The organism is Campylobacter concisus (genome assembly GCF_002913765.1).
Lineage (GTDB): Bacteria > Campylobacterota > Campylobacteria > Campylobacterales > Campylobacteraceae > Campylobacter_A > Campylobacter_A concisus_BB.
In genome coordinates, this window is record NZ_PPCH01000025.1 from 211,510 (window position 1) to 225,239 (window position 13,730).

A 13,730-nucleotide genomic window follows, 5' to 3' on the forward strand; every position below is an offset into this window, starting at 1 on the left:
CTCCTATTTTATAAGCTTGATAATTATCTCGTTTTTAATATTAGTTATGTCGTTATTGTCGCTAATTAACGCATATTTTGCGTCGTTAGCTAAATTTATGGTGTAGTTAGTTTTTATCTCGTTTTCTCTTTTTAGATCGATTTGGTTTAAATTTTTATCATAAATTCTAACAAGTGGCACCCATTTGTTTGGCTCGTTTGAGATGATATTTAGGCTACTTGCACCTGCTACATCTACGATATAGACGCCACCGCTTTTTACAAGTGGGGTCTCTTCGTTAAAATTTGCTTTTGACGCATCAAGGCTCATATTTTTAGCATCCAAATAAAGCGCTAAATTTCCATCAAGCCTATCAAATCCCATGATCTTAAAGCCGCTTTTACTAAGCGTGAAATTTAGTAAATTTGGATCTATGCCGCCACTTTTTAGGGCTAAAATCCCATAAGAAATTTCATTGCCATTTTTTAGAGAATTTACCCTTGCCACGCTTATGTTTGCATCTTCAAGAGCTAAATTTATCGATTTTACAAATAGTGCTGAGGGAGCTTTTTGCGTGCTTATAAATTTTAAATTTAAGCTATTTGAGCTAAAAGAGAGAGCATCGTAGTTTGAGCTTTGCTTTAGCCTTGAGACTAGCTCGCCAACGTTTAGCGAGCCGTTAGTGTCTAAATTTTCTAAAGAAATTTGCAGATCTTTTCCGCTACTTAGTGCGTTTGCGCTGCTATTTAGATCAAAAGCGTATGAAAAAACGCTAAAAAGAAGAAATATGGCTAGTTTTTTTACCAAGATTTGCCCTTATTCATCTCGACAAACTCGTCATAAGTTAAAAATTTCATATCGCCATTTTCTACTAAAAATCTAGCTGGACGGCTTGGATTATATTTTGTTACTTTATCGCCGATCTTAAGCTCGATGTTGCCATTTCCGCAAACGACTAGCTGTCTTTGGTCTAAATTTATATTTACACTTTTGCTTGTGTCGCTTGATGTTTTTTGACCATTTTCAAGGTTGATGATGCCTATCCAAACGCGTTGTTTTGGTGTGATGATCGCTTCATTTAGTGGTTTTGTCACGTTTTGCTCTACTTTTGGAGCTGGCTGGGCTGCCATGCTAGGCTTTAGGGCATTTTGATCAACGCTAGCAGGACTTACAGTCACGTTTTGCTCAGCTGGAGCTGAAATTTTCACGCTTGTAGCGTTTGCATCGATCTTTGGAGTGTTTTGAGAGATCGTTACATTTGTGTCGATTATATTTTTCTTCACTTCATTGACGATGCTTGATTGCGAGTAGCTCACGCTTGTGTTGTCTTCATTTAAGCTTGCGATGAAATTTTGGACGTATTTATAAGCGTCAAAGTAGTAAGCACCGCCAGCGATGATAGCTAAAATGATGATCCAAAAGAAAAATCCAGCCCCGCCACTGCTACTTTGCCTTTGGATCGAGACATCTTCAGGTGTGTAAGAAGAAATTTTTGGGCTAACTTTTGTTTTTTTGCTCTCATCGGGCATATTTTCTTGCATGAAAGCGTCGTATTCAGCAAGAAGTTCGCTAAGATCGACGCCGTACTCACGCTGTAAAATTTTGGCATAGCCTCTCATGTTTAAGCGTGATAATTTTTCAAAATTTTTGTCAAAAATGTATTGTAAAAATGTGGGTTCAATGTGCGTTTTACGCGAAATTTCCTTTATGCCTATCTCTTTTAAATTTTCTAGTTCATTCATCTATCATCCTATCACAAATTATCGCAAAAGCTGCACTTACATTTAGGGAGTCCCAGCCGTCTTTTAGCTTGATACCGACGCACTCATCGCACTTTGCTAGAGCTTTTTGCGGTATGCCTTCGCCCTCTGAGCCCATCACCAAAGCCCTTTTGCCAGCAAATTTCATCTCTTTTATATTTTTGCCGTTGCTTGCCGTAGCATAGAGCCTAAAACCACACTGTTTTAGCTCATTTAGCAGGCTAAGTCCGTCTTCAAAAATGGCTATTGGTATCTCGTAAGCAGCACCGCTACTTGACCTTAAAACGCCTTGCATATTTACACTTTTTGTAACAATAACTAGCCCTTCGCAGCCTAGAGCATAAGCACTTCTAGCGATGGCGCCGATATTTCCGACGTCACTTATGCCATAAAGCACGGCGATGAAATTTAGCTTTTTTAGCTCGCTAAAGTTTGAAAACTCAAACTCACTAACGCTTGCTAAGAAGCCTTGATGGTTGCCGCCATGCGCCATCGACTGCGCCTTTTGATTATCCACGCGGATGATCTTCTTGCCAGTGCCACAAATTTTTGAGAAGAGTTTTTTATCACACTCTTTTGAGAGATAGATCTCTTCTAGGATCTGCGGGCGCTTGTTCAAAATATGTAAAAATAGCTGTTTTCCGTATATTATCATAGTGGCTTATGGTAGCTAAAATCAAGTAAAATTTAACTTATTTTGCTTCTAAATTTGAGTGAATTTTTGAAACTTTTTGAGGTAATTTGAGCTTTTAAATTTATGCTTTTATTAGCTCGTCGTATATCTTTTTGACGTCCTTGCCAGTTATTTTGCTAAGTAGTTTTGCCTTTGCTTTTGGGGCGATGTCAAGCGAGATGATCTCATCTTTTGTGATATTTTGAGTGGCTATGTTAGCACTTTTTGAGATGACCACGGCCCACTCGCCGTTTAAATTTGCTTTTTCTAAAATTTGGGCTAAATTTTTGGCTGCCCCCTTAAATTTAGTCTCAAATTTTTTGGTGGCCTCTTTTATGGCAAAAATTTCTCTCTCTGGCTCTAAATGTGCGATGCTTTGCACTAAGCTTAATATGCGTTTTGGGCTTTCATAGATCACGGCTGGATAGGCTAAGCTTAGAGCGTTTTGTATGGCTAAAGCCCTATCTCTGCCAGTATTTGGTAAAAATCCTAAAAAAACAAACTCTTTATCGCAAAGTCCGCTTGCGACTACGCTTAAAAGTGCAGCATTTGCTCCGCTTAAAATTTCGTATTTGATATCATTTTTTTGAGCGTATCTTACTAGGCTAACGCCTGGATCGCTTATGCCTGGCATGCCAGCATCGCTCATGTAAGCTATGTTTTTGCTCAAAATTTCATCATTTAAATTTGCAAAAAATTCATCTTCGTTGTGGGTGTGAAGCGGGATAAAATTTGAGATATTTATATTTGCATCAAAGCGTTCGTTTAGCAGATTTACAAGGCTTTTGCAAACTCTTGTATCTTCGCAGATAGCTATCTCGCATTCACGCAAAATTTTGATCGCACGAAGCGAGATATCTTCTAAATTTCCTATTGGAGTAGGAACAAAGTAGAGCAAGGCTTATTTTTGAGCGTATTTTTTCTTAAATTTCTCAACACGGCCAGCGCTATCAACTATCTTTTCGCTGCCTGTGAAAAATGGGTGGCACTTGTCGCAAATGTCAATTCTGATTTCGCTTTTGTTTGACTTTGTCTTAAAAGTGTTGCCACACGCGCAAGTTACGGTGCAATCTACATACTCTGGATGGATCTCTTTTTTCATCATCTTTCCTTTATTATTTTGGGCTATTTGTTACCTTAAAAGTTGCTGATTATATAAAAACTAATCTAAAAATCAAATAAATCAAGCAAGAAATTTTGCCGCCACAGATATGACTGCGGTCTGCGATCTTAAGATATTTTTTGTATTTAGGCCGTAGATATTTTTAAATTTAGTCGTCTCATCCTCGCTAAATCCACCCTCTGGACCGATTATTAATATCTCATCATCTCTTTTTTCATTTAAATTTTTACCACCAAAATTTATGGCCGAGACATTTTTATAAACGTTCATTAGCTCGTCTAAATTTTTATAAATTTCAAACTCCATTAGCGACGTTCGTCCGCACTGCTCGCATGAAAGTGCGTTTATGTAGTTTAGCTTTTCAAGGTCAATCTTGAAATTTGCTTGAGAAAATTTAGTATAGACAAAGGCGATCTTGCCAACGCCAAGCTCATTTAAAAATGGCAGTGCCTTTTCGATCGTCTTTGGATCAACGACCGCCCAAGCGATGGTAAAGTCAAATTTATGCTCGCAGTTTAGGCTGGCAAAGACAAGACTTAAATTTGCACTTCTGCGCTCTATCTCATCGATCTCATAGATGTACTCTTTGCCGTCGCATAAATTTCTAACACTTATGCGCTCTCCTGCTTCAACCCTTCTAGCTTTTAGGTGCAAAAACGCATCATTTACTATCTTTAAGCGCTCTTCGCCAGCGTTTTTATCATATAAAAATTTCATCTAAATTCCTGCAATGATGATCAAAATAATGTCACAAATGCCTTTAACAAGGGCAAATTTTTTAAATTTCTCTAGCTCGCCAGCAATGGCATATCTTTTTAGCCTTTTATATCCAACTGCGCTAAGTGCGATCAAAACTATCAAGATAAGAAGCATTTTTATGGCGTTAAATTTTGGCTCGTAGTTATAATATGCCCATAAAATAAGCCCAGTTAGCACCAAAAAGCTAAGTAGCATATGATAAATAGGCAAAAAATATCTTATGCGAAGCACGTAGTTTTTGCTTCTCACTCCAAACTGAGTAAGCGCTAGATAAAGTACCGCCAAGGCAAGAAGTGCGTAAAAAAATGTCACGTGAAATGGCAAAGTATAAGCATAAAGCGAGCTTAAGTGTTCGTTCATTTCTTCTCTTTAGGAGGCTCATTTTCTTCGACTACTGGCTCAGGTGGGAGCTGCTCGTCGATAGTTACATTCGCATCAGGCTGAGCTATCGTAACATCACTAGGGACTGGCTCGCTAACGTCACTTTTGGCCTCTTCTTTATCTCCACATCCCAAAAATACACCAGCTATAAGCAAAAAAGAGGTTATAAATTTTTTCATTAAACGTCCTTTGGATTTTCTATTTTTATCTTATTTATCATCTTTTCAAGCAAATTTTTATCTTCCCACTCGTCCATAATCGCCTTTGAAAATTTGATATCACTAAGCCTTATCTCGCCCATTTGCGTATTTGTCGCGTCCTCTTTGAAACACTGCGCATAGCCAGTATCGGTCTCATGCACGATGACGCTATGAAGCTTCACTTCGCGCTCGCCGTTGTTCATCACGCTAAGCTCAAGCAGCCTTTCGATCATTACAAAAAATATACGGCAAAACTGCTCTGCGCTGGGATTTAGCGGGATCTCGATCCACCTTGCAGAGTGCTTTTTAAGGTCGTTTTTGTATTCGTCACTATCGCCTGAAAATATGGTCGTAGCGTGATCAAAGCTATCGATGATCGTTTTTATGTTTTGCTTCATCAGCCCAAAGTCATAGACCATGCCAGCGTTATCAAGAAAATTTGAGCTAAGTAAAATTTCTGCTACGTAGCTGTGTCCGTGGATGCTCGTCCTGCAGCGCTTTGAGCTACAAAATCTCACGATATGCGCATTTTCAAATCTAAAAAGTTTTCTAATAATCATCAAACACCCTCTTTGTCGCCCCAAAGCCTGATGTGGATACGCTCTGAGTAGTTAAATCCATGCTTTATGGCAAATTGCGCTGTTTTTAGAGCATTTTTGTTTAGCTCGTCCTCATTTGCGCCCATCGCCATGCACCAAACTGGCAAATTTGCTCTATTTTTTATATATAAAATTTCATCCAGCTCGCTTTTGTCAAAGCGCGAGAGGACAAATTTTAAAAAGCTGCTTTTTGCGTTATCTTTGATAGCTAAAATGGCATCTAAATTTATGCGTTTTTGCTCGCTAACTCCGCTATTTGCTAGCTTTACGCCAAGTGCGAAATGGCAGTTTTTATAAATTTCAAATTTAGCAAAATCAACCAAGATCGTGCCATTTGTCTCAAAGTGCACCTCGTAGTTTATAAGCAAATTTTTTACCAAATTTATGAAATTTTCATTTTCGTGCCAGATGAGTGGCTCGCCGCCTGTTAAAACGATGATAGGCTTTTGCTCTAAGCCTTTACAAAGCCCATCAACTAGGCTTAAAATTTCATCTACGTTATATCTTTTGTGGTGAAAATGGCCCTTAAAAACGGCCCTTATGCTATCACAGCCCAAAAGCTCTTCGCCTGTTTTTAAAGACCTTGTCTTTACGCCAAAGCCAGAGCAGTTTAGGTTGCAGCCCAAAAAGCGTAAAAATATGGCGAGCCTGCCCTGATAAGCGCCCTCGCCTTGGATACTTAAAAATGCCTCAACTAGTTCTAGCTCTTTGCTCATCAACCACCAGTTTGGTAAAAGGCCCTTGAAGAGGTCTCGTTGCTAGCTCCAATGGCCCATTTGTTCTCTTTTGGCTTGTTTGCAAGTACCTGCCTTAAAATTTCGCTTGCTGCGACGATATCGCCCTTTTCAACCGCTTTTTTGATACTTAGCGCGTCTTCAAAGTAAAGGCATGGTATCAAAAGCCCTTCAGCACTTAGCCTAATGCGGTTGCAACTCTCGCAAAAGTCGTGTTTATGAGGGTCGATGATGCCAAATTTATAGCCGTCATCAAGTCTATAAATAGACGCAGGTGCGTTTGGCAACTTTTCATCTTTTGTGACGTTGTATTTTTGCGAGATGATATTTAAAATTTCATCGCTTTTTAGCCCTTTTAGATCATCTTTGGCGTGCGAATTTTCCATATATTCGATAAATCTGATCTGAGAGTTTCTAAATTTGGCAAACTCAAGCAAATTTACAAGCTCATCGTCGTTAAAGCCTTTTAGTGCGACTGTGTTTATCTTCACCTTTAGTCCAGCGTCAAGTGCTGCCTCAAAGCCAGCCAAAACCTCGTGCAAGACGCTCTTTTGAGCGATAAATTTAGCCTTTTGCTCATTTAGCGTATCAAGCGACATATTTATGCGCTTTAGACCAGCGTCCTTTAGCCTTTTGGCAAAGTGTGGCAGCATAAAGCCATTTGTCGTAAGCGCTAGATCGATGTCTGGCTTATAATCGCTTATCATCTTTATAAAGACGTCCAGATCCTTGCGTACGAGCGGTTCGCCGCCTGTGATCCTGATCTTTGTCACGCCTTCGTCGATAGCCACTTTGATAAACAAAAATAGCTCTTCAAATGTCAGTAAATTCTCTTTTGGTGTCCAACTAAATGGCGTCGTAGGCATGCAATATCTACATCTAAAATTGCACCGCTGCGTCACGGAAATTCTCAAATAATCAACAACCCGACCATATTTATCTATTAGCATAAAGCACCTTTTTTAAGCTTGGTTAGAGCTTTTTTAATTTTCAATTATATGTTAAAAGATTTAAATCTAAATAAAAATTTAAGCTAATTTTTGTAGTTTAAGAGTAGTTTTGTCTTTTTAAAAAGCCTGTGAAATTTAGGCTAGTTTGTGAAATTTCAGCACAAACTCAACTCGCCCCATACCCACGTGAAGGTCTTTTGCGATCATGGCTGCGCTCTTTCCGTCCTTAAACATCTTTAGAATTTGCTCTTCTTCGTTGATAACGCTTGGGGCGATTTTGTTGATATCTCTTGTTCGCTCCTCAAGGTTAAACATCCTATCTTTTTGCTCGTTTGCAAAGTCATCTATCACTCGCTCGATACTCTTTATAGCGCGGATTATCGGCACGATCTTTTCGTTTATCTGTTCGTTTATCTGCTCTTTTAGCTCATCTTTTACGTCTTTTAGCTGCTCGTCATCATCAGGCTTAAAGCTAGCAAGTGCGGCTAGCTGTTTTTTGAGATTGTAGTTTTCTTGTATGGTGCTCTCTATGGCACGCTCGTACCTTGCAAATTTCTTATTTGTCTCGCTATCTTTTATAAATATCAAAGCTATTATTATCGCTAAAACGATACCAAAACCTAAAAAAATGTAAATTTCCATATTTTTCCTTTACGAATTCGCTCTAAGCTCTCTTATCATCACACGCTCTCTAGCCGTCACGTAAGCGTTCCAGTCGGCCTCGTCCTCTTCGTGCATGTTCTCTATCTTTGCTAGCCTCTCATCCTGCGCCCTTAGATAAAGGCTCAAATTTCTCTTTGGAAAGATAGGCATCATAATCCTTGCGTAGTAAATTTCATCTTTTTTAAATTTATCTTCGCTTATTTTTATATGCGTAAAGCCGATCTCATCGATATCTGCGCTCTCTTTTAGTGGCAAGTATTGCTTGTGCTCGTTTTTTATATAATCACTAAGCGCATCGATCTTTCTATGAAGCTCAATGACAAGCGTTAGCAAGACTTGGTCGCTCTCTTTGGTCTCGCCGCGTGATTTTGCACGCTTTAGCCACGCTCCAAGCGCATCTTCGTCGCCTGGTAAGATAGAGTTAAATTCTCTTAAAAATTTCTCATCCCCGCTTCTGTCGCACTCATAAACCATGCTAAGAGGCGCTTTAAAAAGCCTTACTTCGCTCATAATACACTGATCCAAACAAAGATGAAAAATAAAATTCCCAAGTAGCCATTTAGCGTGAAAAACGCCCTATCTATCTTGCTAAAGTCGCGCCTTACGATCCTGTGCTCGAAAAATAATATCACGCCGCTTACCACAATGCCAAAAAATGCCATCGCTCCAAGCCCAGCCGCCCAAGCAAAAAGTAGCCAAAGTATAAAGGCTAGAGCGTGAAAAATGGCTGATAAAAATAGTGTCGCCTTGTCGCCATATATCGCTGGTATGCTAAAGAGCTTGTTTTCTTGGTCAAATTTAATATCTTGAAGCGAGTAAAGCAGGTCAAATCCAGCCACCCAAAATGTCACACCAAGGCAAAGTAGCACGCTCCAAAGCGGTATGGCAGCACTTACTGCGACCACGCCAGCGATCGGAGCAAGTCCAAGACTAAGGCCTAGCACTAAGTGTGCTAGCTCGCTAAATCTCTTAAACAGCGAGTATCCGCCAAGTACGGCAAGTATGGGGAAGCTTAGCCAAAATGCGAGCGAATTTACAAAATAGGCGCAGATGATAAAGATAAGCGCGTTTGCTACGATGAAAAGCTGCATATTGCCCTTGCCGATGCGTCCATCTACGCTTGGACGGCTTGCGGTGCGCGGGTTTAGCTTGTCGATGTCCTCGTCTTGGTATCTGTTAAACGCCATGGCGAAATTTCTAGCGCTAACCGCACAAAGAGTGCCTAAAATAAGCAGTTTAAAGCCAAACCAAGCCGAGCCATTTTCTATCTTGCTCGCAACTATCATCGCCACAAAGATAAAGGGCAGGGCAAAGACCGAGTGCTTAAAAACGATGAGTTCTGCGATATCTTTTAGCTTTTTGATCATATAAATTTCCATCTTTTTAAAAAGTGTCTGATTTTACACCATTTTGCTTTAAATCTAAATTTATATTATCATTGCGAGAGTAATTTAAAATGAAGGGTTATGATGAGTAAAATAGCGATTATCGGAGATGGTTTTAGTGCGTTATTTACGGCGCTTGAGCTAGCTAAAAAGGGTGAGGAAATTTTAGTTATTAGTAACCAAAAAGATGAGTTTGAAAGCGGAATTTTAACCCCATTTAACACCCCAGCGCTTGCAAGAGATGGAGCGATATCTAGCTCATTTTTGGGGCTTGTTAGTAAAAAAAGCGAGCTTGATATAGCGCTTTGCCTAAATGAAAATTTTAGAGCTTGGATGGCGAATTTCACGCTTAAATCAACAAAGGCTCACGATAAAAAGATGAGAGTTTTGTTTAAGAAATTTGGACAAAAGAGCTTTGAAATTTTAAAAGAGCTAAGCGAAAAATATCCGCAGATAAATTTTGATGAGAGTGGCGTTTATCTTATCTTTAGCGAGGATGAGAGCTTTAAAAAGAGGCTTGATGAAATGAAGGTTGCTGATAGCGAGCAAGAAATTTTAAGCGTGGATAGTGAGCTTGCAAATTTTGGCCTGATAAATAAAAACATAAAAGGGGCGCTAAATTTAAGCAAAAACGCAAGTATCGATACAGCTGAGCTAAAAAAGGCGCTTGTTAGCGAGCTAAATGAGCTTGGAGTGCAGTTTATAAACGATGAAATTTGTGAGCTAAAAACGCAGGGGCAAACCGTGCAAAAGGCTGTTGGCAGTGCTGGCGAGTACGAGGCTGATAGCTTTGTCGTGGCTAGTAGAAATTTGGGGCTTTCAAGCAAGCTTGGGACAAATTTAAGTGCCATTTTGGCTAAATTTTACACGATCGATCTTGTGCTAAACGAGGGTCAGATCCCTAAAAAGCCGATCATTTTAAATGATATGTTTGCCAAAATTTATCCAACCAAAAATGGCGTCACGATCATCACAAATTTACAAGTGGGCGCGATCGATACGCTCGTTAAAACAGAGAAGATCAACGCATTTTTAAACGAGCTAAAAAGACACCTTGGCATAAGCGAGCTAAAAGAGCCTAGTTTTAGGGCAAATTTCGTCCTTCTTAGCTCAAACGACAAGCCAGCGATCGGACGCGACGAGACATATCAAAATTTACTCTACAACCAAGCGTACGGGCTAAACGAACTAAGCTTTGCACCGCACTTTGCAGGCGTTTTGGCTGATCTTTTAAAAGAGGGCAAAAGCAACGAGCAAAGCGATGAAATTTTGCTATTTAGCTCATCTTACGAGGGCTAAGCTTGTTTTGCGAGCTAGCACTAATTGGCACCACGGCAAGCGGCAAGAGCGACCTAGCCTTTGAGCTAGCAAAGGAGTTTAATGGCGTCATCTTAAGCCTTGACTCGCTTGCGCTTTATAAAGAGATAGATATCGCCAGCGCAAAGCCAAAGCCCTGGCAGCTGGAGGCTGTGAGGCACTTTGGGGTGGATGAAATTTACCCTGATGAGGAATTTAGCGTTGGAGCGTTTTTTGAAATTTATAAAAATGCAAAGGAATTTGCGCGCTCGCAAGGCTGCTTGCTCATCATCACAGGAGGCAGTGGCTTTTATCTAAAGGCGATGCTTAGCGGTCTTGCGCCAGACGTGCCAAAATGCGAGCTAAATTTAAGCAACGAAGAAATTTACGAGCTAGCTTTACAAAACGACCCTGATTTTGCAAGTAAATTTAGCCAAAACGACTCTTATCGCCTCGAAAAATGGTATCAAATTTATAAATTTAGCGGGCAAATCCCAAGCATTTGGCTAAAGCAAAACACCAAAGAGAGCGTCATAAAAGAGCTTGCGATATTTGAAATTTTGTGGGACAAAGATGAGCTTAGAGCTCGCATCGCAAAGAGGACGAAAAATATGCTAGATGAGGGCTTGATAGATGAGGCGAAGTTTTTATTTGACAAGTATAAAAGCGAGCCAAAGCCACTAAAATCGATAGGTCTAAAAGAGTGCAAGCAGTTTTTGCAGGGTGAAATTTCAAAAAGCGAGCTAGAAACGCTTATCGCCACGCACACAGCCCAGCTTGCCAAGCGTCAGCGAACATTTAACCGCTCGCAGTTTGAGAAGAAATTTGTGGGTGACTTGACGCAGACTAGAAGTGAAATTTTGAAATTTTTAAAAGGCTAAATTTGAGCTTGGCTAAATTCAGATTGTCTAGGTGGTAAATTTAATTTAGTAGAGGCGAACAGCTCCAAAAGAAGCCGTTCGATAAATTTATATAGGCATAACCCTGATTTTTGGGCTTAGGCTCTCTTGTAAGACATTTTCTATCGCATAAAGCGTGCCAGTCGAGCCGCTTGAACAGCCTGAGCAAGCGCCAAGATAGCGGATGTAGATGTCGATATTTTCGCCGTTGTCGTTTCTGATGTCTAAAATTTCTAAATTTCCGCCATCCATCATAAGCATAGGGCGGATCTCTTTATCGATGATCGCCTCGACCGCTTTTAGCTGGCCAACCATCGTCATGTTCTCAAAGCTAACGTCGCTTAGGGTGTTGTTTGCTTGAGCGTTGGCCTGAGCTTCTAGCCTTTCTTGCTCCATTTCAGCCCTAGTATCGCGCAAGATATCAACCAAATAGTAGTCTTTTTTCTCATGTCCGCCAGGTCTAACGCATGATTTGCAAAATGCGCCAGCCTTGGTGTATTGCGTGATCTCTTCAACCGTGTGAAGGTCGTTTAGTCTTATCACCTCTTTGATCGTACCAAGGCTTACTCTAGCGCACTCGCAAACGATGATCTCATCTTCAAAGTGCTCTGGGTCTATGCCCTTGTAGCTTGCAGCAGCTGCCTTGATAACGTCATACGCCATAACCGAGCAGTGCATCTTTTGAGGTGGGACGGCTGGGGTGTCTGGGTTGTCACGCATAGCTCTTTCGACATCTAAATTTGTTATCTTGACTGCCTCATCGACTGTTTTGCCGATGCAAAGCTCAGCCATCGTATCAGAGCTAGCTATCGCCGTACCACAGCCAAAGCTTTTAAATTTAGCGTCTATTATCTTGTCAGTCTTCTCATCAACGAGCCAATAAAGCCTGACCGCATCGCCGCAGCTCTCTGCGCCAAAGTCAGCGATGATAAGTTTTGCGTTTGCTTTTTTGGCGTCCTCTTCGGTTAGTTCGCCCATGAATTTAGGATTATTCATCCTATCTTGCACTACCTTTGAGTATTCATCCCAGATAGAGCCGCCGATTAAGTTATTTTTTGCCATGTTTTTCCTTTAAATTTTATAATCCACTCTTATGCCACTCTGGGGCGTATGCAAATGTGCTTGAGATGCCTCTTAGTCTATTTACAGCCTTTGTTATCTGCTCGATCGCGTAGTCGATCTCTTCTTCTGTGTTAAACCTTGAAAGAGATAGTCTAAGTGCGGTGTGAGCTAGCTCTTTGTCAGCTCCGATCGCCTCCATGATAGGATTGCTCTCAAGCGTCTCACTTGCACAGGCAGAGCCAGTAGAGGCCGCTATGCCAGCTCTATTTAGATCCCAAAGCATCGCTTCGCCCTCGACACCTTTGATAGAAGCTAGGATGGTGTTTGGCACGCGCTGATCTTTTTTGCCAACGACGCTAACGTCAGGAATTTGTAATAGCGCGTCTTCAAGTTTGTCACGCAAACGACGAACGTGCGAATGCTCGTAATCCATAAATTTATTTGCTAGCTCAAGCGCCTTGCCCATGCCAACGATGCCTGGTACATCAAGTGTGCCGCTTCTGCGTCCGCCCATGTGCTCTCCGCCGTGAAGCAAGCTGCTTAGTGGCATGCTATTTTTTATAAATAACGCTCCAACGCCCTTTGGTCCGTGAAATTTATGCGCTGAAAAGCTTAAAAAATCAACGTCTAAGTCTTGAACATCTATCTTTATCTTGCCGACTGCTTGCACGGCATCAGTGTGAAATAAAGCGCCGTATTCGTGGGCAACTTTGGCAAGCTCTTTTATAGGAAAGATCATGCCAGTTTCGTTGTTTGCGCTCATTATGGCGACAAGCGCGACGTTTTCGTCCATGACAGCCCTTAGCTGATCTGGAGTGACGATGCCGTCGCTATTTACGTCTAAGACCGTAAGATCCACGCCATATTTTTCTAGAAATTTACAAGTTGCCAAAATGGCTGGATGCTCGACTGCAGTTGTGATGATGCGTTTTTTCTCGCCAGTTGCTATTTTGTCAAAGTAGATGCCTTTTACAACCCAGTTGTTGCTCTCGGTTGCGCATGAGGTAACGACGATGTCATCGCTATCTTTTGCATTTAGTCCGGCATAGAGTTGATCGAGCGCTGTTCTTAGTGCTGGGTGGGTTTCTGAGCCAAATTTGTGAAGTGAGTTTGGATTGCCGTATTTTTCGCAAAAAAACGGCTTCATAAGTTCAAAAGCTTCTGGATCAACCATCGTTGTGGCGTTATTGTCTAAATATACTCTCAAATTTAAAACCTTAATTCGGATAAAAAATATCCCTTTTATTTTTGATGGGATATTATAACA

The 13,730-nt window shown here is 40.8% G+C and carries 18 protein-coding genes; 2 read left to right on the forward strand and 16 right to left on the reverse strand.

Annotated features, from left to right (window positions below):
- Positions 1-3: 3 nt before the first annotated feature.
- From CYO89_RS07855 to mqnP, 14 genes are all read right to left on the reverse strand, one after another.
- Positions 4-786: a hypothetical protein gene (locus CYO89_RS07855; RefSeq protein WP_103597876.1), complete on the reverse strand. Its 783-nt coding sequence runs from the start codon at positions 784-786 to the stop codon at positions 4-6.
- Entirely contained in the window at positions 780-1,721 is a 942-nt protein-coding gene (locus CYO89_RS07860; RefSeq protein ID WP_103597877.1) for a phosphatidylglycerophosphate synthase, read from the reverse strand. Before CYO89_RS07860 ends, CYO89_RS07855 begins: the two co-directional genes overlap by 7 nt.
- Positions 1,714-2,394 carry a 23S rRNA (guanosine(2251)-2'-O)-methyltransferase RlmB gene (gene rlmB / locus CYO89_RS07865; protein WP_103597878.1) on the reverse strand — a complete coding sequence of 227 codons (681 nt, stop codon included), beginning with the start codon at positions 2,392-2,394 and terminating at the stop codon, positions 1,714-1,716. The genes CYO89_RS07860 and rlmB overlap by 8 nt, the downstream gene beginning before the upstream one ends.
- Before the next feature lie 100 nt (positions 2,395-2,494).
- Positions 2,495-3,310 (reverse strand): 16S rRNA (cytidine(1402)-2'-O)-methyltransferase, encoded by an 816-nt coding sequence (gene rsmI, locus CYO89_RS07870; RefSeq protein WP_103597879.1) that lies wholly within the window; start codon positions 3,308-3,310, stop codon positions 2,495-2,497.
- A gap of 3 nt (positions 3,311-3,313) precedes the next feature.
- Positions 3,314-3,514: a 50S ribosomal protein L31 gene (gene rpmE / locus CYO89_RS07875; protein WP_009295018.1), complete on the reverse strand. Its 201-nt coding sequence runs from the start codon at positions 3,512-3,514 to the stop codon at positions 3,314-3,316.
- 81 nt (positions 3,515-3,595) lie between these two features.
- Positions 3,596-4,252, reverse strand: a complete 657-nt coding sequence (locus tag CYO89_RS07880) for a 16S rRNA (uracil(1498)-N(3))-methyltransferase (RefSeq protein ID WP_103597880.1) — start codon at positions 4,250-4,252, stop codon at positions 3,596-3,598.
- Positions 4,253-4,654 carry a hypothetical protein gene (locus CYO89_RS07885; RefSeq protein ID WP_103597881.1) on the reverse strand — a complete coding sequence of 134 codons (402 nt, stop codon included), beginning with the start codon at positions 4,652-4,654 and terminating at the stop codon, positions 4,253-4,255. It lies immediately after the preceding gene.
- Positions 4,651-4,854: a hypothetical protein gene (locus tag CYO89_RS07890; protein ID WP_009295012.1), complete on the reverse strand. Its 204-nt coding sequence runs from the start codon at positions 4,852-4,854 to the stop codon at positions 4,651-4,653. Before CYO89_RS07890 ends, CYO89_RS07885 begins: the two co-directional genes overlap by 4 nt.
- Entirely contained in the window at positions 4,854-5,435 is a 582-nt protein-coding gene (locus tag CYO89_RS07895; protein ID WP_103598053.1) for a 6-pyruvoyl trahydropterin synthase family protein, read from the reverse strand. The genes CYO89_RS07890 and CYO89_RS07895 overlap by 1 nt, the downstream gene beginning before the upstream one ends.
- Positions 5,435-6,190 (reverse strand): 7-carboxy-7-deazaguanine synthase QueE, encoded by a 756-nt coding sequence (locus CYO89_RS07900; RefSeq protein WP_103597882.1) that lies wholly within the window; start codon positions 6,188-6,190, stop codon positions 5,435-5,437. The genes CYO89_RS07895 and CYO89_RS07900 overlap by 1 nt, the downstream gene beginning before the upstream one ends.
- Positions 6,190-7,158: a GTP 3',8-cyclase MoaA gene (gene moaA / locus CYO89_RS07905; protein ID WP_103597883.1), complete on the reverse strand. Its 969-nt coding sequence runs from the start codon at positions 7,156-7,158 to the stop codon at positions 6,190-6,192. Before moaA ends, CYO89_RS07900 begins: the two co-directional genes overlap by 1 nt.
- A gap of 135 nt (positions 7,159-7,293) precedes the next feature.
- On the reverse strand, positions 7,294-7,800 hold the full coding sequence (locus tag CYO89_RS07910) for a DUF6115 domain-containing protein (protein ID WP_103597884.1): 507 nt from the start codon (positions 7,798-7,800) through the stop codon (positions 7,294-7,296).
- Between the two features lie 9 nt (positions 7,801-7,809).
- Positions 7,810-8,331, reverse strand: coding sequence for a hypothetical protein (locus CYO89_RS07915; protein WP_103597885.1), 522 nt, complete (start codon positions 8,329-8,331; stop codon positions 7,810-7,812).
- Positions 8,328-9,188: a menaquinone biosynthesis prenyltransferase MqnP gene (gene mqnP, locus CYO89_RS07920; protein WP_021084022.1), complete on the reverse strand. Its 861-nt coding sequence runs from the start codon at positions 9,186-9,188 to the stop codon at positions 8,328-8,330. The genes CYO89_RS07915 and mqnP overlap by 4 nt, the downstream gene beginning before the upstream one ends.
- Before the next feature lie 102 nt (positions 9,189-9,290).
- On the opposite strand from mqnP, the gene CYO89_RS07925 reads away from it, so the two are divergent.
- Both CYO89_RS07925 and miaA read left to right on the forward strand, forming a co-directional pair.
- On the forward strand, positions 9,291-10,505 hold the full coding sequence (locus CYO89_RS07925) for an NAD(P)/FAD-dependent oxidoreductase (RefSeq protein ID WP_103597886.1): 1,215 nt from the start codon (positions 9,291-9,293) through the stop codon (positions 10,503-10,505).
- A gap of 2 nt (positions 10,506-10,507) precedes the next feature.
- Positions 10,508-11,383 (forward strand): tRNA (adenosine(37)-N6)-dimethylallyltransferase MiaA, encoded by an 876-nt coding sequence (gene miaA / locus CYO89_RS07930; RefSeq protein ID WP_103597887.1) that lies wholly within the window; start codon positions 10,508-10,510, stop codon positions 11,381-11,383.
- Positions 11,384-11,470: 87 nt separating this feature from the next.
- On the opposite strand, the gene CYO89_RS07935 is transcribed toward miaA, so the two are convergent.
- Both CYO89_RS07935 and CYO89_RS07940 read right to left on the reverse strand, forming a co-directional pair.
- The gene (locus CYO89_RS07935) at positions 11,471-12,463 is read right to left on the reverse strand and encodes an iron-sulfur cluster assembly scaffold protein (protein ID WP_103597888.1); all 993 of its coding nucleotides are present in this window, start codon (positions 12,461-12,463) and stop codon (positions 11,471-11,473) included.
- 16 nt (positions 12,464-12,479) lie between these two features.
- Positions 12,480-13,670, reverse strand: coding sequence for a NifS family cysteine desulfurase (locus CYO89_RS07940; RefSeq protein WP_103594493.1), 1,191 nt, complete (start codon positions 13,668-13,670; stop codon positions 12,480-12,482).
- Between the last annotated feature and the right edge of the window lie 60 nt (positions 13,671-13,730).